The sequence below is a fragment of the Scopulibacillus cellulosilyticus genome (assembly GCF_042665295.1).
Lineage (GTDB): Bacteria > Bacillota > Bacilli > Bacillales > Sporolactobacillaceae > Scopulibacillus_A > Scopulibacillus_A cellulosilyticus.
Genome location: NZ_JBHTCO010000004.1, coordinates 442,690 through 463,885 on the forward strand (window position 1 = coordinate 442,690; position 21,196 = coordinate 463,885).

21 protein-coding genes are annotated in these 21,196 nt (G+C 39.3%); 15 read left to right on the forward strand and 6 right to left on the reverse strand.

Annotated elements, in window-relative coordinates; translation table 11 throughout:
- Nucleotides 1–46: 46 nt before the first annotated feature.
- On the forward strand, nt 47–1,003 hold the full coding sequence (locus ACFQRG_RS05355; RefSeq protein WP_380964489.1) for an NAD(P)H-dependent flavin oxidoreductase: 957 nt from the start codon (nt 47–49) through the stop codon (nt 1,001–1,003).
- Between the two features lie 79 nt (nt 1,004–1,082).
- Here ACFQRG_RS05355 and ACFQRG_RS05360 read toward each other — a convergent pair whose 3' ends face one another.
- Nucleotides 1,083–1,724 (reverse strand): YktB family protein, encoded by a 642-nt coding sequence (locus tag ACFQRG_RS05360; RefSeq protein WP_380964491.1) that lies wholly within the window; start codon nt 1,722–1,724, stop codon nt 1,083–1,085.
- A gap of 229 nt (nt 1,725–1,953) precedes the next feature.
- On the opposite strand from ACFQRG_RS05360, the gene ACFQRG_RS05365 reads away from it, so the two are divergent.
- Nucleotides 1,954–2,142: a hypothetical protein gene (locus tag ACFQRG_RS05365; protein ID WP_380964493.1), complete on the forward strand. Its 189-nt coding sequence runs from the start codon at nt 1,954–1,956 to the stop codon at nt 2,140–2,142.
- A 311-nt stretch (nt 2,143–2,453) separates the two neighbouring features.
- The gene (locus ACFQRG_RS05370; RefSeq protein WP_380964495.1) at nt 2,454–3,293 is read left to right on the forward strand and encodes an inositol monophosphatase family protein; all 840 of its coding nucleotides are present in this window, start codon (nt 2,454–2,456) and stop codon (nt 3,291–3,293) included.
- 68 nt (nt 3,294–3,361) lie between these two features.
- Here the strand turns inward: ACFQRG_RS05370 and ACFQRG_RS05375 are convergent, their stop codons facing one another.
- Entirely contained in the window at nt 3,362–3,532 is a 171-nt protein-coding gene (locus ACFQRG_RS05375) for a DUF5325 family protein (protein ID WP_380964497.1), read from the reverse strand.
- 174 nt (nt 3,533–3,706) lie between these two features.
- On the opposite strand from ACFQRG_RS05375, the gene typA reads away from it, so the two are divergent.
- From typA to ACFQRG_RS05395, 4 genes are all read left to right on the forward strand, one after another.
- Nucleotides 3,707–5,542 carry a translational GTPase TypA gene (typA, locus tag ACFQRG_RS05380; protein WP_380964499.1) on the forward strand — a complete coding sequence of 612 codons (1,836 nt, stop codon included), beginning with the start codon at nt 3,707–3,709 and terminating at the stop codon, nt 5,540–5,542.
- Between the two features lie 215 nt (nt 5,543–5,757).
- A complete protein-coding gene (locus ACFQRG_RS05385; RefSeq protein WP_380964978.1) occupies nt 5,758–6,042 on the forward strand; it encodes a YlaH-like family protein in 285 nt (94 codons plus the stop codon).
- A 217-nt stretch (nt 6,043–6,259) separates the two neighbouring features.
- Nucleotides 6,260–6,727 carry a hypothetical protein gene (locus tag ACFQRG_RS05390; RefSeq protein ID WP_380964501.1) on the forward strand — a complete coding sequence of 156 codons (468 nt, stop codon included), beginning with the start codon at nt 6,260–6,262 and terminating at the stop codon, nt 6,725–6,727.
- Nucleotides 6,715–7,005: a YxcD family protein gene (locus ACFQRG_RS05395; RefSeq protein ID WP_380964503.1), complete on the forward strand. Its 291-nt coding sequence runs from the start codon at nt 6,715–6,717 to the stop codon at nt 7,003–7,005. The genes ACFQRG_RS05390 and ACFQRG_RS05395 overlap by 13 nt, the downstream gene beginning before the upstream one ends.
- A 59-nt stretch (nt 7,006–7,064) precedes the next feature.
- Here the strand turns inward: ACFQRG_RS05395 and ACFQRG_RS05400 are convergent, their stop codons facing one another.
- Nucleotides 7,065–7,244: a YlaI family protein gene (locus ACFQRG_RS05400; protein ID WP_380964505.1), complete on the reverse strand. Its 180-nt coding sequence runs from the start codon at nt 7,242–7,244 to the stop codon at nt 7,065–7,067.
- A gap of 72 nt (nt 7,245–7,316) precedes the next feature.
- Nucleotides 7,317–7,874, reverse strand: a complete 558-nt coding sequence (locus ACFQRG_RS05405) for a YhcN/YlaJ family sporulation lipoprotein (RefSeq protein WP_380964507.1) — start codon at nt 7,872–7,874, stop codon at nt 7,317–7,319.
- Nucleotides 7,875–7,993: 119 nt separating this feature from the next.
- Between ACFQRG_RS05405 and ACFQRG_RS05410 the strand changes: the two genes are divergently transcribed.
- Entirely contained in the window at nt 7,994–9,346 is a 1,353-nt protein-coding gene (locus ACFQRG_RS05410; protein ID WP_380964508.1) for a PhoH family protein, read from the forward strand.
- A 38-nt stretch (nt 9,347–9,384) separates the two neighbouring features.
- Here ACFQRG_RS05410 and ACFQRG_RS05415 read toward each other — a convergent pair whose 3' ends face one another.
- Entirely contained in the window at nt 9,385–9,846 is a 462-nt protein-coding gene (locus ACFQRG_RS05415) for a hypothetical protein (RefSeq protein ID WP_380964510.1), read from the reverse strand.
- Between the two features lie 244 nt (nt 9,847–10,090).
- Between ACFQRG_RS05415 and ACFQRG_RS05420 the strand changes: the two genes are divergently transcribed.
- The 3 genes from ACFQRG_RS05420 (at nt 10,091) to pyc (ending at nt 15,163) form a co-directional block, all read left to right on the forward strand.
- Nucleotides 10,091–10,402, forward strand: a complete 312-nt coding sequence (locus ACFQRG_RS05420) for an Fpa/YlaN family protein (RefSeq protein WP_380964512.1) — start codon at nt 10,091–10,093, stop codon at nt 10,400–10,402.
- A 152-nt stretch (nt 10,403–10,554) separates the two neighbouring features.
- Complete coding sequence (gene ftsW, locus ACFQRG_RS05425; protein WP_380964514.1) at nt 10,555–11,715, forward strand: putative lipid II flippase FtsW; 1,161 nt, start codon at nt 10,555–10,557, stop codon at nt 11,713–11,715.
- A complete protein-coding gene (gene pyc, locus ACFQRG_RS05430; RefSeq protein ID WP_380964516.1) occupies nt 11,696–15,163 on the forward strand; it encodes a pyruvate carboxylase in 3,468 nt (1,155 codons plus the stop codon). The genes ftsW and pyc overlap by 20 nt, the downstream gene beginning before the upstream one ends.
- A 70-nt stretch (nt 15,164–15,233) precedes the next feature.
- On the opposite strand, the gene ACFQRG_RS05435 is transcribed toward pyc, so the two are convergent.
- Nucleotides 15,234–16,145, reverse strand: a complete 912-nt coding sequence (locus ACFQRG_RS05435) for a COX15/CtaA family protein (protein ID WP_380964518.1) — start codon at nt 16,143–16,145, stop codon at nt 15,234–15,236.
- Nucleotides 16,146–16,542: 397 nt separating this feature from the next.
- On the opposite strand from ACFQRG_RS05435, the gene cyoE reads away from it, so the two are divergent.
- The 4 genes from cyoE to ACFQRG_RS05455 all read left to right on the forward strand — a co-directional run bounded on the left by cyoE (nt 16,543) and on the right by ACFQRG_RS05455 (nt 21,196).
- Nucleotides 16,543–17,478 (forward strand): heme o synthase, encoded by a 936-nt coding sequence (gene cyoE / locus ACFQRG_RS05440; RefSeq protein ID WP_380964520.1) that lies wholly within the window; start codon nt 16,543–16,545, stop codon nt 17,476–17,478.
- A gap of 146 nt (nt 17,479–17,624) precedes the next feature.
- The gene (gene coxB, locus ACFQRG_RS05445; RefSeq protein ID WP_380964522.1) at nt 17,625–18,659 is read left to right on the forward strand and encodes a cytochrome c oxidase subunit II; all 1,035 of its coding nucleotides are present in this window, start codon (nt 17,625–17,627) and stop codon (nt 18,657–18,659) included.
- A 54-nt stretch (nt 18,660–18,713) separates the two neighbouring features.
- Nucleotides 18,714–20,585: a cytochrome c oxidase subunit I gene (ctaD, locus tag ACFQRG_RS05450; protein WP_380964980.1), complete on the forward strand. Its 1,872-nt coding sequence runs from the start codon at nt 18,714–18,716 to the stop codon at nt 20,583–20,585.
- Nucleotides 20,582–21,196: a cytochrome c oxidase subunit 3 gene (locus ACFQRG_RS05455; protein ID WP_380964524.1), complete on the forward strand. Its 615-nt coding sequence runs from the start codon at nt 20,582–20,584 to the stop codon at nt 21,194–21,196. The genes ctaD and ACFQRG_RS05455 overlap by 4 nt, the downstream gene beginning before the upstream one ends.

The window sequence follows — 21,196 nt, forward strand, 5'->3', positions numbered from 1 at the left end:
TTATTCAAGAAAAAATTATCCGAATTTGAAAGGGGAGACATTCAGAATGAAATTTCGAACAAAATTAACTGAAATTTTAGGTATTAAAATACCAATTATTCAAGGGGGGCTTGCATACCTTGCTTATTCAGACTTGGCAGCGGCCGTTTCTAACGCAGGGGGCCTCGGTCAACTAACTGCTATGACATGCGGAAGTCCTGATGGTCTTCGCCAGGAAATTAAGAAAATCAGGCAACTCACTGATAAACCTTTTGGCGTAAACTTTGCAATCGGTCAACATGGACGCTCTTATATTGATTTTCTAAACGTTGCAAAAGAAGAAGATGTTCCTGTTATTACGATTACAGGAGGCAATCCTACGCCTGTATTTGAAGCACTGGAAGGTTCCCAAGCCAGAAAGCTGGTGTTAGTAGCTTCAAAAAGACAAGCTGTTAAAGCTGAATCACTTGGTGCTGACGCAGTGATGGTAGTCGGTCAAGAAGGCGGCGGACATTTAGGGAAAGACGACATAGGTACGATGGTTCTGGTTCCTTCTGTTGTTGATGCTGTAGAAATCCCGGTTGTTGCTTCAGGAGGGATAGGAGATGGACGAGGGTTAATGGCGGCTTTAGCCCTTGGAGCAGAGGGCGTTGAAATGGGGACGCGTTTTATTGCAACAAAAGAATGTGTCCATGCGCATCCTGTGTATAAGAACATGCTCATAAATATGCAGGAAACTGACACCGTTGTGATCAAGAGAAGTCTTGGCGCGCCTGCAAGAGCTATAAGAAATTCCTGGACGGAAAAAATTTTAGAAATAGAGAAAAACGAAGGGACTTATGATGCGCTTAAGACATATATTAGTGGTAAGTCCAACTGTAATTACATTCAAAAAGGGAATACTGAAGGCGGATTTGGTTGGGCTGGTCAAATTGCTGGAAGAATTAACGATATCCCAACTCTGGAAGAATTATTTAATCGAATCATTGATGAAGCGGAGGCAGTTAAGAATAAGTGGCAGTAAATATATTTGGTTTATTTCTGTCAACTTCAGATGATTAATTATACTTTTATATTACAAGCAAAAAAACAGCGTCATGAACTCATGACGCTGTCGCTGACTCTTTAGAATATTCATATAACGGTGCAAGGGTATTAAAAGTTTGTTCAAGTTGATCGATCAGCTGAGCCCCATTTTTTAAAATGTCATCATGGCGGGGGATGTGAATACCGCATAAGATCTCAGCTTTTTTTACATTAGCCAGTCTTTCTAAAATATTATGAAATTCTTCTTTAGATAAATTCTCCTGGGAAATGGCATCAGGCTTAGTATAATCGGTTGACCATACAAAATGATCGGGAATTTGTCTATAAATATCATTGACATGTTGTTCAAGCGTTCGTGCATAGGATTCCTTTATCGGTGCTTCATATATGATAGCAAATCTTGCAAAAACATGGGTGCTCCAAAGTCCGATTTGGAAATGCGGATATTTCTTATACCCTCTGACATTATTAGCAAAAGCTACCCATGTATCGTCAGGAGGGTTGACTGTTCGCCTTGCGTGCTTAGCAACATGCGCGTGCATCTCATCACCGGTAATAGCTGTTAATACAGGTGCGAAGATTTCACCCAGTGTTTCGAGTTTTGGGCGAATTTGTGTTTTAATCGCTGACATTCTTTCATCAAGGCCATCAATAGTAAATACGTTAAAATCCTCTTGTGTAAAACCTTTAAAATTCAAAATGCTGCCTCCTATGTATCTAATATTTAATCATAGTTTACCACATTTAAATTAAGGTTTAAAAATAGGTCAAAAGAGGAATTTAATAAGCAAGAAACATTATTTTGTTGCATATTATTGTTTAAAATCATAAAATGTTAAATAAAAACATTGTAATCAGAATATTTAGTCTTTATTATTGTTAGTTGTGTTTTTAGTGAACAAAAAATGAAAGGAAGTGTAGGTTACCATGAAACAGGTTCTTCAAACATTAAAGAGAACGGACGCTGAGAAACGTATTCCTGTTGTGAGGATGGAAATTGACTATGAACTGGCAACACTACACGATGCAATGGTTAATGAAGATACTGAAGCAATTAATGCTTGCAAAGTTAAGCTTGAGAAACTAAGACAAGAAATGCTCCGTTTAGAAGCATAATAATAATTCCCCGGCTCATAATCATGAGCCCTTTTTTATTTATGCGGTATGCTGCATTTTTAGTACAGTTTTTTTACCCCGGTACAACCGTCCGTAAGACTTACGCCTAAAAACTTGAGTTAAAGCGCTGGGGTTTAGCGGGAGATAACGGACGGTAATACCCCGATTTGTTGTGCTGACTATCAATGGGATAAAACCTGATTGATGGAAGTCTCACTTTATTAAATTCAATTTCTTAAGCATATCATGTTTTGACTGCGGTATTTGTGTCATAATAAACAGTGTAGGACTTGTAATAAAGGAGAATGAATATGGGGAAACAACAATATTGGCTTCAAGTACATGAAAAAGCAAAGCAATGGATACAGGAAGCAGCGCAGCTCCTTAAAGATTCGTTCAAAGATCAAATTGATGTACAATTCAAATCTTCTTATGATGATTTGGTTACGAATATGGATAAAAAAATCGAACAGTACTTAATTGGACGTATTCATGAACATTACCCTGATCATCGCATCATTTCAGAAGAAGGCTTCGGTGATGAAGTATCATCCGCAGACGGCATTATCTGGCTTCTTGACCCAATTGACGGGACGATGAACTTTGTCCATCAGCAGCGTCATTTTGCGATTTCAATAGGTGTCTATGAGAACGGCATTGGGCGCGTTGGTCTCATTAACGACGTTGTTGCGGGTGACTTGTATCATTGTATTAAAGGTGAAGGGGCTTATATTAATGAGCAAAAGCTGCCGCAGCTTCGAGACAAAAAACTAAATGAATCTATTATCGCTATTAATGCTACATGGATTAATGATAATAAACGTATTGATCCTGAGATAATGAGGCCGATCGCGCGTCAGTGCAGAGGAACAAGGTCATATGGCACAGCCGCTATTGAGCTGGCTTATATCGCGGCAGGAACCCTTGATGCTTATTTTACGATGAGACTATCCCCGTGGGACTACGGTGCAGGATTGATTCTTATTGAAGAAGTTGGCGGAAAAGCAACCAGAGCAGACGGTGACCCGATTGATTTATTGAAACAAAATTCTTTACTGGTGGGCAATCCCGGTCTTCACCAAGAAATTATCAACCATATAAAAACCGAGATAGGTGATAAAGGGAAATTTATTGAAAAGCCTGCTGAATAGCAAAAAGGTGGAAATTAGCTGAAAAAAGTGGAAAAGAAAGAAAAGCGGGTATCCATTTTACCCGCTTTTCATGATGTACTGCTCATTTTTCCCTTGACCATGAAACCGAGGCCCATGAATAAACATGCGCCGATTATTCCTAAAATAATGCCAAGGACGCTGCCGGCAGCAATACCATATCCGATGCCTACGAGCGAGGCAATAACTAAAACAGCAAAAATAAAAAGAATAATATTCATATTTCCGCCTCCATCAATTAGTTTAGCGCATTCAAAGAAAAATAAAAAGTTTTTTTGTATCATTAATATAAATGATGAAACAACAGCGGTTCAAAAAATATCTACAGTTTCCTAAAAGTGTTATCAGTGTTATAATAGGATAGTTTACTGCATGAATGAGGGAGTTAGATGAAAATGGAAAAACGAAGAGACGAGTTAAGAAATATAGCCATTATTGCTCACGTCGACCACGGTAAAACAACTTTGGTTGACCAATTATTATTACAATCCGGCACTTTTAGAAAGAATGAGCATGTCAATGAACGTGCGATGGACTCGAATGACCTTGAAAGAGAACGAGGCATTACTATTTTAGCCAAAAACACAAGCCTTTCTTACAAGGATTATAAAATAAATATTGTCGATACACCAGGACACGCTGATTTCAGCGGCGAGGTTGAACGTATTATGAAGATGGTTGATGGCGTGCTCCTTCTGGTTGATGCTTATGAAGGGGTTATGCCGCAAACCCGCTTTGTTTTAAAAAAGGCGCTTGCAGAGAAGCTTAAGCCGATCGTTGTTGTTAATAAAATTGATAAGCCGATGGCGAGACCTGAAGAAGTAATTGATGAAGTTTTAGACCTTTTTATTGATTTAGGCGCTGATGAAGATCAGCTCGAATTCCCGGTCATTTATACTTCAGCAGTTAATGGTGTAGCAGGGGTTGATCCTGAACACGTAGATCAAGGCATGGATATTTTATTTGATAAGATTATTGAATATGTCCCGGCACCAGTTGACAATCGTAATGAGGGATTGCAATTCCAAGTAACCATGCTTGATTATAACGACTATGTCGGCCGAATTGGTATAGGCAGGGTCTACCGCGGGTCTATTAAAGTCGGCCAACAGGCTTCTTTAGTTAAAACAGACGGCAGTGTTAAAAACTTCCGTGTCACTAAAATATTCGGTTACTTTGGTTTAAAACGGGTGGAAATTGAACAAGCATTGCCGGGGGACTTAATCGCAATAACCGGCATTGAAGATATTAATATCGGAGAAACAATTAATGATGTTGACAAAATCGATCCTCTGCCGGTATTGAAAATAGACGAACCGACCTTACAGATGACTTTTCTTGTAAACACAAGTCCGTTTGCGGGCAGAGAAGGGCAATACGTGACAAGCAGAAAGCTTCAAGAAAGACTTGCTGCAGAAACAGAAAGAGACGTCAGTTTGAAAGTAGAAAATACTGACTCGCCTGATGCCTGGGTTGTTTCCGGCCGCGGAGAACTTCATTTATCTATTTTAATTGAAAATATGAGACGTGAAGGTTATGAGCTGGCTGTTTCTAAACCGTCTGTTATTATTAAAGAAATTGACGGAAAGAAATGTGAACCATTTGAACGGGTGCAAATAGATGTTCCGGACGAACATGTTGGCGCGGTTATTGAATCATTAGGTCAACGTAAGGCAGAACTTTTAAATATGGAACAGCAGGACGGCGGTCAAACAAAACTCGAGTTTTTAGCGCCATCAAGAGGCTTAATCGGTTATAGAAAAGATTTCTTAACTGAAACAAGAGGTTACGGCGTGATGAACCATACGTTTGATCATTTTAAGCCAATGATCAACGAAGCTATCGGCGGAAGAAGACAAGGCGTACTCGTAGCAATGGAAACCGGTCAGGCTACAGCATATGCAATGGGGCAATTAGAGGACCGCGGCGTGATGTTTATTGAACCGAACACACAAGTCTATGAAGGCATGATCATTGGTGAACATAATCGCGAAAATGATTTAACGGTCAATATTACGAAAGCTAAGCATATGACAAACGTCCGATCAGCAACGAAAGATCAAACAGTAACATTAAAAACACCAAGAAAATTATCCCTCGAAGAATCATTAAGCTATTTAAATGATGATGAATACTGTGAGATCACACCAGAAAATGTACGTATGCGCAAAAAAATCTTGAATAAAAATGAAAGAGAGAAACAGGGAAAAAAGGCAAAAGTAGCGAAGTGATAAAATAAAGAAAACTTGCCGATTGGCAAGCCTGAAAGGCGTAGACAGAGGCTTAGTTGCCCTTATACTATCGACCTTATCTTGGCAGCTGCGCCGGATCGTCATCTTTGTTGCTAAGATATACTTTCATGATAGTATAAAGAAAACTCACTGGGAATGGGGGAGCCGTAGTGGGCAATACTGGGAATTTTAATTATTCATTTTATCCTAGATGGCTGTTAGAGCATTCATTCACTTCCGGTCATACGATTACCATTTTGTACTTTACAATCGTAGTGTTATCAATTATTGTGTATAAGCTCGGGTTTGCAAAAAAGCTGCCTGTTTTAAAATCTGCAATCATCTATTGCCTGCTGCTCATAGGCTGCATCATTCTGACAGTGCTTGCACTGCAATTGCCTATTGTCGGCTCCTTATTCTTTGCCGCTGTCGTATTAATTATTTATAAGCTAAGGCTGAAAGCTTCTAAAAAGAACAATCAATCAAATAAACAAGTGTAGAAAACTCGCCGAGGCGAGTTTTTTGTATTAAGAACCTGTTGACTGAAAAGATAACTTTTCGTTATAATAGCTAAATTGAGTCAGTAAGTATAAAAAAATTAAGAATGACTCGATATACAAAATTTCTTGAAAAAGTTTTTGAAACCTTTTTGTTTTTGTTCCGTATGAATATAGACAAGACAATATAGAAAGATTTATTCATAGAGGAGGAGTTTTAATGATCAAAAAGATCATAGCATCTTTTATGGTTCTCAGTTTGGTGCTGATCCCTGTGGGGGATGCAGTGTTCCACCATGGTCCTGATAAGGTTAGCGCGAGGGGATACAGATCCGGTGTTAAATCATTTAATATGAACAAAGGGAATAGTAACACCCATTCATTCTTTCAAAAGAAAAATCCGCAAGTAAATAAGCAAAAGACAATCTCGTCCTATAAAAACACTACTAAAAAATTTAGCAAAGGCAGTTTTCTTAAAGGTATGTTATTCGGCGGTCTTGCCGGCCTGCTGTTTGGAGGTTTGTTAAGTCATTTTGGGGCACTTGGTTCGCTGTTAGGGATGGTTATTAATGTATTGATCATTGTGATAGTGATTGCCATCTTGATCGCTGTGGTTCGCGGTCTCTTCAGAATGATCTTTAGAAAAAATAAGCGCAAAGAAGAGGAATATAATTCATGGAGAAGATAATGATTTCTGAGCAAGATATTATTAATGCGCTTTGCTTGTTCCTGGCTGACAAAAAGCAAATATCTCCGGAAGAAGTTCAAGTAGAATTATTATACGACGATGACTACGGGTTCTCGGCTGAAGCTTATGTCAATGACAGAAAACAAGTGCTTATTACCGCTAATATTATTGAAGCCATTCGTTTTTGGCTTGAGACTGAAACGGACATCGATCCCATTCAGGCCGGCTTGGAACTGGAATTGGACGATGAGGAAGGTATTATTGCTTACGTCAAATAATATAAAAAACGAGAGGAGCTCCTCTCGTTTTTTTATATCTGTTATTTTATTAAAAAGATTTACCCCCGGTAAATTTTAAATTTACCTGTTGCCCATCTTTCTTTCGTTCGCTCGGCGATTCTTTCATGACATTCTTCGCACATGTATGTATGAATAGGTCTGTTTCTCAAGCGTTTAGCAACAATATTTTCGTCATCAATATTTTCAATTTTATCACAAATAATACATTTTACGCGCATGGCATCCACCACCTTATAGCAACATTATATCAAAACAAAACTCGCCATTGGCGAGTTTTGTTTCACTTTTATCTACGGCTGCTGTTTGTTAGGTTGGTTAATATTTGGTGTTTGCGGATTTTTAACATTTTGGCTCGGTTTTTGAACATCGCGAGGGGTATCCGGCATAATTCTTTCAACCATGTTTGCTAATTCATCAGCAATACCTTTAACGGGTTTCCCTTCGCGGATGCCTTGACCCATTTCCCTTAATCTTTGGACGGTATCAGGATCGCTTGTTACAACGGCATTTGCGCCATAGGGGTCATTTTTTAGCGCTTGTGCAACCGAATATTTTATTGTTCCCACCCGGTCCCGGTCAAGGTTTTTATCTAAGTCGATCCCGACAACAGCATAATCTCCGAGAACAACAGCTGTCGCGCTTCGGACACCGGGTGTTTTATCGGCGATATTAACGAGCCTGTTAGCAATTTGCTGGTTGCTGATACGCTTATTTTGCTTAACGCTTTGACTCATTTCATGGATATTCTTATTATTTGCGGGTTGTCCGCTTTTCGTATTGTTTTGATTGGCTGAACAACCGGTTAATACAACCGCACTTATTAAAAAAACAAGGAGGCGCTTGTTCATATCCATACCTTCTTTCATGATTGTTTGAAGGTATTTTTTGTTACGCCGTCTATATTTATTCTTTTTCTCATACATTGATTAAAAATAAGCTTTTAGAAGTTTTTTTACAGAATTGGTTAATGATCAATCACACAGGGGGCGACAAGTTGACTAAAATATATGTGCTTGATACCAATGTCCTGTTGCAGGATCCCTATGCGATTTACGCTTTTGAAGACAATGAAATTGTTATACCTGCTGCAGTTTTAGAAGAAATTGATTCGAAAAAGCGCAACATGGATGAAATAGGGCGGCACGCCAGACAAGTTGCCCGTTTAATGGACAATCTGAGAGAAAAGGGGAAGCTTCATCAAAAAATCCAGCTCGACAACGGCGGATCAATCAGGGTTGAGCTTAATCATCGTTCTTTCCAGTGCTTAAAGGATACTTTTTTGGAATTAAATAACGACAATCGCATTATAGCTGTGGCCTTAAATTTAAAGAAAGAAGAGGAAACAAAACCGCATCCGCGTCCGGTAATTTTAGTCAGTAAAGATGCGCTTGTCAGAATCAAAGCAGATGCGTTAGGACTTGAAGCGGAAGATTTTCTTAATGACAGGGTGATTAATTTCGATGCTATTTATGAAGGTTTTCAGGAGTTGTATGTTTCAGAAGAAAGTATTAATCAATTTTATTTAGATAAAACACTTCAATTAAAGGAATTAACAAAAGGTGTTTTCTTCCCTAATCAGTTTGTTGTTTTAAAGAGTGTTACCAATCAGTCTTCAGCTATCAGTATTGTTGATAAAAAAGGAAAGCAGCTTGAACCATGTCTATTTGGCCAGGATACAGTATGGGGAATTAAAGCGCGTAATGTCCAGCAAATTATGTCTCTTGAACTTTTATTAAGGGAAGATATTGAACTTGTTACGCTTGTCGGCAAAGCAGGGACAGGCAAGACGCTTTTGGCACTCGCGGCCGGGTTGTTGCAAACGGAAGATCTGAAAATTTATAAAAAATTAATGATCGCAAGGCCGATTTTGCCAGTGGGAAAAGATATCGGTTATTTGCCAGGCGAAAAAGAAGAAAAGCTGAGACCTTGGCTTCAGCCGATATATGATAACTTAGAGTTTCTTTTTAATACAAAAATTTCGGGTGAAATTGATAAAATCTTGGCTGGAATCAGTTCTATCCAAGTGGAAGCCATTACCTATATTAGAGGGCGCAGTATTCCGGAACAATTTATGATTATTGATGAGGCTCAAAATTTAACAAAACATGAAGTCAAAACGATTTTGACAAGAGTGGGAGAAGGGACAAAAATTGTATTAATGGGCGATCCCCAGCAAGTCGATCATCCTTATCTAGACGAGTATAATAACGGCCTAACGTATGTTGTAGAAAAAATGAAAGACCAGACGTTCAGCGGACATGTTAAATTATCGAAAGGCGAACGTTCAAGGCTTGCGCAAATTGCCGCTGACATATTGTAGTTTAAAACTCCGCCTGAATGATAAGGCGGAGTTTTAAACTATTTAATGACAATTTTTTGAATGCCCCTGACCGGATGATCTTTATTTGAGCCGTTTCCATAATAAAAATGTAATGGACCGTCTTCAGTAAGCGCCCTGCCTTTATACGAAAAAGCAAAGACGCCTTGCTTGGCCTCGGTGAGAGAAAGCTCATAGTGATCACCATCTTGGCGTTCAAAAACAACAATTGTAGCATCTTCCAATGGTTCGGCATTTTCTATAAAGGGTTTGACCGGGATGACAAATGATTCGGTCAGCATGTCTTCTCTTTTATATTTTCTGCGCTTCTTTTTAAAAGGAGGCGTATCAGTTTCATCTTCTTCGTTCAGAAAATCGATATGATGATCAATCATATTTAAAAAGTCTTCCCACTTAATTTTCCGGTCATCAAATAGTAAACTTGTTGGGTCCATTGTAATTGTAAACTTAACCCGTCCTGTAATGTTCAACATAGTTTGCAAAATTAATCCCTCCATCCTGTTCTATAAAAGTATAAACCTAATTGACTATAAAGTGAAACTTCCATCATTGGGTTTCCCCCATGATGGTTAGTGAAGCATCTGCATGAATTAGCTTCCTGTGCTTTTATGAGAAGTTGGTCAAGCTTCTTTGTATATACGGACGGTTACACCGGGATAAAGTGAAAGAGCTTGTTAGTAATAATGTCTTGCAATTTTAAGCTATAACAGCTAATATGAAAAGAGGATGGTGAATGAGACGGAGGGGATCATCTTGTCGACTGAGATTGCAGCAGGACATCGTGAGAAAGCTTATGAATTGCTTAAAGCTGACGCTCATAAGATCCTTAAACTAATAGAAGTTCAAATGGAAAACTTAACGATGCCTCAATGCCCGTTATATGAGGAAGTTTTGGATACTCAAATGTTCGGTCTTTCCAGAGAAATTGATTTTGCGGTCCGCTTAGGTCTTGTTCAGGAACAAGACGGCAAAGAACTTCTGGAGACGTTAGAAAGGCAGCTAACGGCATTGCATGACGCATCTACTCGTGATAAATAAAGGGAGCTCAAACTATCCATTGAACAGATAGTTTGGGTTCTTTTTTCATTCACAGGAAGAAGTTTATTTGCTATAAACATAAAATATAAGCAGGAAACGAAGCTATATATGTAGAATGATAAAATTTAATGTATTAGTAAATGGGGAATAGGATGTTAAAAAAATATTTTCGAAACTATGATTATTCATTAATTGTTACGACAATGTTGCTTACCGGCTTTGGGGTGATCATGGTATACAGCGCCAGTATGGTGTGGTCCGTGATGGTGCTGCATCAATCAAGTTCATACATATTCAAAAGGCAATTATTCTGGTGCTTTATTGCTATTGCCGCTGGAATCATCGGCATGTTGATCCCTTATAAAATGTATAAGGCATTAGTCAAACCGATTACCATCATAACAATCCTATTACTTGTTTTTGTATTGTTTTTTGGGACAGTATCAAATAATGCCCAATCATGGATTGACATTGGACCTATTCAACTCCAGCCGTCTGAAATTGCAAAGTTGGCTGTGATCATTTATCTGGCAAGCGTATTCTCTAATAAACAGTCTTTTATATCTGATTTTAAGACTGGCGTTATGCCGCCGCTTGTAATGATTTTGCTTATTTTTCTTTTGATTGCCGTACAGCCGGATTTGGGAACTGCAATGATTATCGCAGGTATTTCAGGAGTTGTTATTTTATGTTCCGGCATGAGAACGAAGCACCTCATGTGGCTTTTTGGATTGGCGGTTGCCGCGATACTCGCCATGTCTCTGCTGATGTTAACCCATGTACAAGCAGGGCGTTTTACAGCAGCGTACAAGCCTTTTACTGTGGCGTCTACCAACGGTTTGCAGCTGATCAATTCCTATATTGCAATTGCCAGCGGCGGAATCACCGGAAAGGGTTTGGGACAAAGCATAGAAAAAGCGGGATTTTTGCCGGAGCCGCATACTGATTTTATTATGGCGATAATTGCTGAGGAACTTGGCCTCATTGGCGTCTTATTTGTCATCCTTTGTTTAGCCTTTTTAGTTTTTAAGGGTTTTGTCATCGGCATCCGCTGCAAGGATGTGTTCGGCAGTTTGCTTGCAATTGGTATCGCAGGAAATATAGCCATTCAAACGTTCATAAATTTAGGCGCTATGTCAGGCTTGCTTCCTGTCACAGGTGTGACGCTTCCATTTGTAAGCTATGGCGGTACTTCTCTAGTTATGATGATGTTCACTATGGGAGTCTTAGTGAATATCTCAGCTTTTGTTAATATAAAGAGAAAAAAACACAAGGATCAGGAGGAGAGAAATATTGCGAATACAGCCAATTAAGAAGTTGCTTGTTGCCAATCGCGGTGAAATTGCTATTAGGGTATTTCGGGCCTGTACGGAGTTAAACATCCGTACAGTTGCCATATACTCTAAGGAAGATTCAGGATCATATCACCGCTATAAAGCTGATGAAGCTTATCTCGTTGGTGAAGGGAAAAAACCTATTGATGCTTACCTGGACATTGAAGGGATTATTGAAATTGCCAAAGCACATGATGTCGATGCTATTCATCCCGGTTACGGGTTTTTAGCGGAAAACGCTCAGTTTGCAAAAAGGTGTCAAGAAGAAAATATAACCTTTGTCGGACCTAAAGTCGAGCATCTATTAACATTTGGCGATAAGGCAAAAGCCAGAGAAGCGGCTGTACAAGCTGGATTGCCGGTAGTCCCGGGCAGCGGCGGTCTTGTGCACAGTATTGATGAAGTTCGTGATTTTGCCGAAACACACGGTTATCCAATAATGATTAAGGCGGTGCTTGGCGGAGGCGGACGCGGCATGAGAATTGTCCGAAGCGAGCAGGGGCTTCCTGATGCCTATGACAGGGCAAAATCCGAAGCGAAAGCTACCTTTGGGCAAGATGATATCTATGTAGAAAAATTTGTTGAAAATCCTAAGCATATTGAAGTTCAAATTCTTGCGGATGCTCATGGACAGACAGTTCATTTATATGAAAGAGACTGTTCCGTACAGCGCCGCCATCAAAAAGTTGTAGAAGTTGCTCCAAGCAGATCTCTTAGTACAGAACTGAGGGAGTCTATTTGCGAATCAGCTGTTCAATTAATGAAAAGTGTAGGTTACGTCAATGCCGGCACCGTAGAATATTTGGTCACTGAAAGCGGCGACTTTTACTTTATTGAAGTAAACCCAAGGGTGCAGGTTGAACATACGATTACCGAAATGGTTACAGGCATAGATATTGTTCAATCGCAAATTATGATTGCTGAAGGGCACAGTCTTTATGATTATCCATTGTCCATCCCGGAACAGGCCAATATTTCTACTAATGGTTTTGCGATTCAATGCCGTGTAACGACAGAAGATCCGAGCCAGCAATTTGTCCCGGATACAGGAAAAATTATGGCGTATAGAACCGGCGGCGGTTTCGGTGTTCGCTTAGATGCCGGAAATGGTTTTCAAGGTGCTGTTATTACCCCTTATTATGATTCTTTGCTTGTTAAAGTTTCTACGCAAGCTTTAAGTTTTGAGAAAGCTGCATCCAAAATGTTAAGAAACTTACGCGAATTTAGAATCAGGGGAATTAAGACAAATATCGCTTTTCTTGAAAACGTCGTTACCCACCCAACCTTTTTAGCCGGTAATGTTAATACATCATTTATTGACTCAACGCCTGAGCTGTTTGTTTTTCCGAAATCGCTTGATCGCGGCACCAAAATGCTTACAAATATAGCCAATGTAACTGTAAACGGTTTTCCGGGGATCAAGAAGACGAAAAAACCGGTCTTTAATTATCTAAAGCTTCCAAATGTTAAACTTTCGGAAAAGGCTCCTAATGGGACAAAACAAATATTAGAACAACAAGGGCCGGAAGGTGTTGTCAATTGGATTAGATCACAAAAAGAAGTATTGCTTACAGATACAACGTACCGTGATGCCCATCAAAGCCTGCTTGCGACAAGAATGAGAACACATGATTTAAAGAAGGTGGCTGAGCATACATCCCGCTTATTGCCGGAACTGTTTTCTTTAGAGGTCTGGGGCGGAGCTACTTTTGATACAGCATATCGCTTTTTAAAAGAAGATCCGTGGAAAAGGCTTCAGGTTCTTCGTGAAAAAATACCAAATGTATTGTTTCAGATGCTTCTTCGCGGCGCAAATGCCGTCGGATATAAAAATTATCCGGATAATCTTATCCGACGCTTTGTGAAGGAAGCGGCAAGCCAGGGCATAGACATTTTCAGAATTTTTGACAGTCTTAACTGGATTCCGGGAATGACGCTTGCCATTGATTCCGTCCGTGAAAACGGAAAATTAGCAGAGGCTGCTATTTGTTATACCGGCGACATATTAGATGATTCCAAAACAAAGTATGATATTAAGTACTACCAGAATATGGCTAAAGAACTTGAAGCCGCAGGTGCGCACATTCTTGCAATTAAGGATATGGCAGGCCTTCTTAAACCGGAAGCAGCCTACCGATTAATTTCAACACTTAAAGAGACGGTAGATATTCCGATCCACTTGCACACACACGATACCAGCGGCAATGGCAATTATATGTACGCTAAAGCTATCGATGCCGGAGTGGATATCGTAGATATTGCTATTGAAGCATTATCAGGTATGACATCTCAGCCAAGCCTGAATTCGCTTTATTATGCTTTAGATCATAATGACCGCAGACCTAAAGTTAACCTTGAAGGTCTTGAAAGTCTTAATCATTATTGGGAAGGCATCCGGAAATATTATGCGCCTTTCGAAAACGGAATGAAAACATCCAACTCAGAAATATATAAATACGAAATGCCGGGCGGCCAATACACAAATTTGCAGCAGCAAGCTTCAGCTGTTGGGCTTGGCGAACGTTGGGAAGAAGTTAAAGACATGTACCGGCGTGTCAATCATCTTTTTGGCGATATCGTCAAAGTCACGCCTTCTTCAAAAGTAGTTGGCGATATGGCATTATATATGGTTCAAAATGATCTTACAGAAGATGATCTTTATGAAAAAGGAGATACGCTTGATTTTCCTGATTCAGTCATTTCATTTTTTAAAGGTGATTTAGGTCAGCCTTATCAAGGTTTTCCTAAAGAACTGCAGCGTATTATTTTAAAAGGGCAAGAGGCAATTAAAGACAGGCCTGGCAAACTGTTAGAGCCTATTGATTTTACGAACATAAAAGAAATGCTTGAAGAAAAATTAAATAGAAAAGTATCTAACCTAGAGATTATTTCGTATGCTTTGTACCCTAAAGTGTTTTTGGAGTATGAACAATTTTGCGAGATGTACGGCGATGTTTCGGTTCTTGATACACCAACTTTCTTTTACGGGTTGAGATTAGGGGAAGAAGTTGAAGTGGAGATTGAAGAAGGCAAAACATTGATTGTTAAACTCGTTTCCATCGGCCAGCCTCAAAAGGATGGCACGCGGACAATTTACTTTGAGCTTAACGGTCAACCGAGAGAAGTTGTTATTAAGGATGAAAATATTAAAGCCGATGAAGCTGTGAAGCAAAAAGCAGATAAGAACAACCCGAACCATCTCGGCGCATCAATGCCTGGTACAGTGATTAAAGTACTGGTTGACGAGGGTGAAAAGGTAAACAAGGGTGACCATCTTATTGTTACAGAAGCTATGAAAATGGAGACAACATTGCAGGCACCTTTTGATGGTATGATAGAAAAAATTCATGTGAAAGAAAATGAGTCAATTGCTTCCGCAGATCTTCTAATAGAAATGAAACGAATTAAATCGCCTGCGCGGGTTTGAAGCCAATCGTAAGATTCCTGATTTAATAAGATTTTAATTTTATAGAAAAAGCCTTGATCTGCTTTGCCGATCAAGGCTTTTCTTTCCGTCTCAATGCAAACATTAGCAATATCATTAGAACAGCAAAGAAACAAGTAACAAAGAATGAATGTAATAACAAGAATGTTAACTGCATGCGTGTTAAAACGATGAGAATACCTGAGATTGCCTGACACAAAATAAAGATAAGAGCTAGCAAGAACCCAATTAATATACTAGTGGACTGTCTATAACGAATAATAGATACAACCAATGTAATAAATATCCAAAGAACCATAATGCCTGCCAGTACCCTGTGAAGGAATTGTATACCGGCTCTGCTATATAAATCAGGAATTAATTGCCCGTTACATAACGGAAAATCTAAACATCCCAAACTCGAATCGGTATGTCTTACAAATGCACCTGAATATATAACAATGTAAGAATAAATACATATTAATAAAATATTAATGAACATGCCCTTCCCTATAGAGGGGATTGTTCTTTTGTGCCATAATGTTTCTTCAAAAACCAAAATGGTAATTAAAAGAACACTTGCAAAAGAGATTAACGAGATACCGAAGTGCAGGGCAAGGACTATAGATGATTGACTCCAAATAACAGCAGCAGCGCCAAGCAAGGCCTGAAGAACTAAGAAAAATACTGAAACAATGGCAAGAAACTTTGTTTCTTTAACCTTGGAGAATTTAATCCATATCCAAATGGCTTGAATAACCACCAAAATGCCTGCCAGACCGGATACTGCCCTGTGGCTTAACTCAATAATCGTTTGTTTCTGGGCATGCTGCGGTATAACCTGTCCGTAACAAAGCGGCCAAGAGCTTCCGCATCCATCTTGAGATCCAGTGTTTGTAACAACCGCACCCTGGATAACAACAATAAGCAGCACCAACGATGTGAGAATGCTTAGCCAGCGTAAGAGACGTCCTGAGTATTTCATATTTATTTACACCTTCTTGTACTATTAAATGAGTAGAAGTTTTCAATAATAAAACTAAACCATTCGTAAGTTTGTCGATTTTATGTCAATCGTTCACAAAGTATACAAACCATTTTATTTCGTATATAATGAAAACAGATGAAGTGTTAAATTCCTTTATTATCGTAACATAGTTAATGAATTGGAGCGGACTTATTTGTGAACAGGATTAGACAATTTATCCTTTAACAGAGATTATCACCAAATCATGAAATGATTATAATGCACAGTTTTTTTATTATAAAATAATTATGATATGATCTATATGGATAATTTCTCTATTTCGTTTAATAATTTTTATTGTTTATTTCTGGACACAAAGTATTTTTAGATATAATAATGAAAGAAGGAATTTAACATGAGTAAACCGATGAATTCCTATAATACATCGAGGGTCGTAGACTCCGGGGCATTAGCGGAAGCAAGTACATCAGGTACATGGAAAGACTTTTTAGCAATATCAAAAATGGGCATTGTTAATTCTAACTTAATTACAACTTTTACAGGGTTGTGGTTAGCACTTAAATTTACAAATCAGTCATTTTTTGATAATATATGGAAAATAATATTCGTTTTAATAGGTACTGCTTTAATTGTTGCCGGCGGATGCTGCCTGAACAATTATATTGACAGGGATATTGATAAATTGATGAAAAGGACGAAAGATCGGCCGTCTGCAACTGGCAATCTTTCCGGCAAACAAGTGCTGTGGGCAGGTATTATTATGTCTGCACTTGGAACAATCGTCCTTCTTCAGGCCTCTTATGCAGCTGCTGTGCTTGGTTTGTTAGGTTTATTTGTTTACGTTGTTGTTTATACATGGTGGTTAAAAAGAACTCATTCTATTAATACAATCGTTGGCGGTATATCAGGGGCGCTGCCTCCTGTCATCGGCTGGGCGGCAATTGATCCGTCGTTTAGTTCAAATGAACCCTGGATCTTATTTTTAATTATGTTTTTGTGGCAGCCGCCGCATTTCTTAGCACTTGCTATGAAGTACATGGAAGAATATCGGCGTGCGGGTATCCCAATGCTTCCGGTTGTTGCCGGATTTGAAACAACTAAAAGGCAAATGGTGATTTACGTTGCAGCGCTGTTTCCTGCCTCATTATTCTTATATACGTTAGGACCATGGTATCTCGCAGCCGCCGTCATTCTTGGATTAGGGTGGTTAGCTGTAAGCATCGCCGGGTTCTTCATGAAAGATACAATTAAATGGTCAAGAATTATGTTTGTCTACTCTTTGAACTATATGACGATTTTATTTGCTGTAATGATACTGGCCGTTATATAGATTTCTCTTAAAGTATGTGTAATGATTGACTGCAGCTCATGTTTTAACAGAACTTATTTCCTAATCTATACAAGTTCATGTACACAGGGCTGCAGTCAATTTTATTTTATAATCACAAAAATAAGAAGAAAGAGAGGTTTCGACACATGAAGAAATGGCGACACACACTGAAGTTTTTGCCGTTGTTTCTGGTAGCTTTAATGCTTTCCGGGTGCGGCAAAGAAGGCGTGTCTGCATTAAAGCCGGAGGGTGACGTGGCTAAGGAACAGGCGTCATTAATGTTAGTCAGCCTGCTTATTATGGTTGTTGTTGTCCTTGTAGTTGGTTTCCTTTTTACTTATGCAATCATTAAATATCGTAAACGGCCCGGTCAAGAAGATTACATCCCTAAGCAAGTAGAAGGCAACAAGAAGCTCGAGCTTACATGGACCATTATTCCTATTATTCTCTTATGTATTCTAGCTGTGCCCACAATTACCAAAACATTCGCACTTTCAGACAATAATGCCTCTAAGAAAAGTGATGTATTGAAAATTAAGGTGACCGGCCATCAATTTTGGTGGCAATTCGACTATCCGGATCAGAAAATAACAACGGCACAGGATCTCTATATTCCGGTGGGGAAAAAGGTTGAGTTTGATATTACTTCAAAAGATCTCATCCATGCCTTTTGGGTTCCGGCTCTAGGCGGAAAGCAAGACGCTAATCCCGGTCAAACTACTCATTTGTGGCTGAAAGCAGATAAGGAAGGTACATACAAGGGACGATGCGCGGAATTATGCGGTTCAAGTCACGCTTTGATGTATTTTAATGTAAAAGCAGTAAGTAATGATGAATTTAAAAATTGGGTCAAAGACATGAAAGCGGGTACGAAATCGAGTCCAAACAAACCTGAAACCGCTTCAGCCAAGCAAGGTGAAGAAATATTTAAGAATAATTGCATGAGCTGCCACGCTGTTGGTGATAAAGGCGGACAAATTGGGCCGAATCTAACTAACTTTGCTGACAGGGAAAATATCGGCGGGTTTGAAAAACATACAAAAGGCGAAGTGAAAAAGTGGATAAAAGATCCGGAAAGCATCAAGCCCGGCGCAAAAATGCCTAAGTTTGATAAAAAATTGTCTGACGATCAAATCAATGCCTTAGCCGATTATCTGTTTACATTATCAGTAAAACAATAGACTGAAAATTTTTAAAAGGAGGTTGCCGATGTGTCTGTAAATGCTGAAAGTCTCATGCAGCCAAATCAGAAAAATGGTTTTTTTTCTTGGCTTAAGACATGGCTGACGACGGTAGATCATAAAAAGATTGCTGTCTTGTACCTATTTGGCGGCGGGCTGTTCTTCCTAATTGGAGGAATTGAGGCGATGCTCATTAGACTTCAATTGACAGCTCCTGAAAATCACTTTTTGACAGGAGCGGCGTATAATCAGGTGTTAACAATGCATGGTACTACAATGATTTTCTTTGTAGCTATGCCGCTGATTTTCGCACTGTTGAATGCAGTTGTACCGCTTCAAATAGGCGCCCGTGATGTTGCTTTTCCATTTGTTAATGCTCTTGGATTCTGGCTGTTCTTTTTAGGGGGAATTATCCTTAACCTTAGTTGGTTTTTAGGAGGTGCACCTGAAGCCGGGTGGACGGCATATGCGCCGTTATCAACAGATTTGCCGGGAAGAGGCATGGATTTTTATGTCCTCGGTTTACAGGTGGCCGGTGCCGGGACGCTGGCAGGCGGGATTAACTTCCTTGTTACAATTATTAACATGAGAGCTCCCGGCATGACCTTTATGCGGATGCCGTTGTTTACCTGGACCGCATTTATCACTTCCGCATTAATTCTGTTTGCTTTCCCGGCTTTAACAGTCGGCTTGTTTGAAATATTCTTTGACCGTCTGTTTGGTGCAAATTTCTTTAATACAGCCAACGGCGGAAACTCCATTATTTTTGAACATATTTTTTGGATATTTGGTCATCCGGAGGTTTATATATTAATATTGCCAAGTTTTGGCGTCATTTCAGAGGTTATCAGCACATTTTCAAAAAAACGGCTTTTTGGTTATCACTCAATGGTTTTCGCAACAATCTTAATTGGCTTCTTGGCCTTTATGGTATGGGTACACCATATGTTCACTGTCGGATTAGGTCCAATTGCAAATACTATCTTTGCCTTGGCGACAATGGCGATTGCTGTCCCTACGGGTATTAAAATCTTTAACTGGATTTTCACTATGTGGGGCGGACAGATCCGTTTCACAACAGCAAACTTATACGCTGTCGGATTCATTCCTACCTTTGTTATGGGCGGGGTGACCGGTGTTATGCTTGCTATTCCAGCTGCTGACTTTCAATATCAAGACAGCTATTTTGTTGTTGCTCACTTCCATTACGTTATTATCGGAGGAGTTGTATTTGGACTGTTTTCCGGGTTGTATTATTGGTGGCCGAAAATGTTTGGCCGGTTCCTGAATGAAACGCTCGGTAAAATTAACTTTTGGTTCTTTTTCATCGGTTTCCATATTACTTTCTTCCCTCAGCATTTCTTAGGATTAATGGGGATGCCTCGCCGTTACTTTACTTATTTGCCGGGTGAGCATTTAACAACGTTAAATTTAATCAGCTCAATCGGTGCAATAGGCATGGCTATCGGCGTCATTGTTCTTGTTTATAATGTTATTTATTCCTCAGTAAAAGGCGAAAAGGCTGCGGGGGATGCATGGGGAACCGGACGTACACTTGAATGGTCTATTCCATCACCGGCTCCCGAGTACAACTTTGCTCAGACTCCGTTAGTCAAAGGAATTGATACGTATTGGAAAGAAAAAATGGACGGAAATAAAAGGGTGACGGCAGCAGAGCCGTTAGGAGACATTCATATGCCATCATCCTCAATCATACCGTTTCTTATGTCGATAAGTTTAACGATAGCCAGTTTTGGTTTCATTTTCAGTGATAAAGATGCGTATCGGACAGCATCATTGATTGTTGCAGGCATCGGTATTGCGCTTATGTTCTGCTGTATGTTAACCCGATCTATTAAAGATGACCCGGGTTTTCATATTCATAAAGAAGAAATTATTGAAACAGAAAAGGGGATGAGTAAATGAGTCAAGCAAATAATGTTGAGACGTTTCCAGCTCACCCTGAAACAGCTACTCTGGAAGGTAGAAACAAATTTATTGGATTTTGGCTTTTCCTTGGAGGAGAGACGGTTTTATTCGGAACCTTATTTGCAACTTTTCTAGCATTAAGAAACAAAACGAATGGCGGTCCTTCCGCACATGAATTGTTTAACCTTTCTACAGTATTTGCAGCAACCATTATTTTGTTAACCAGCAGTTTAACGAGTGTTTTCGCTGTTATGGCAATGAGGGACCGTGCTGTTGGAAAAATGCAATTTTGGTTTTTGATTACTGTAATATTAGGCATCGCCTTTCTGGTTTTAGAAATAACTGAGTTTAGGGAATATTTACATCACCATTTAGGTTATAAAACCAGCGCCTTTTCTTCTTCATTTTATACGTTAGTCGGAACTCACGGCTGTCACGTTTTGTTTGGTGTCTGTTGGATCTCATCAATTACAATCCAAGCTTTCAAAAAGGGGATAACAACAGTAACTGCACCGAAATATTACGTCGCCAGCTTATATTGGCACTTTATTGATGTTGTTTGGGTGTTTATATTTACAGTTGTTTATCTCTTAGGCATTGTCGGGTAA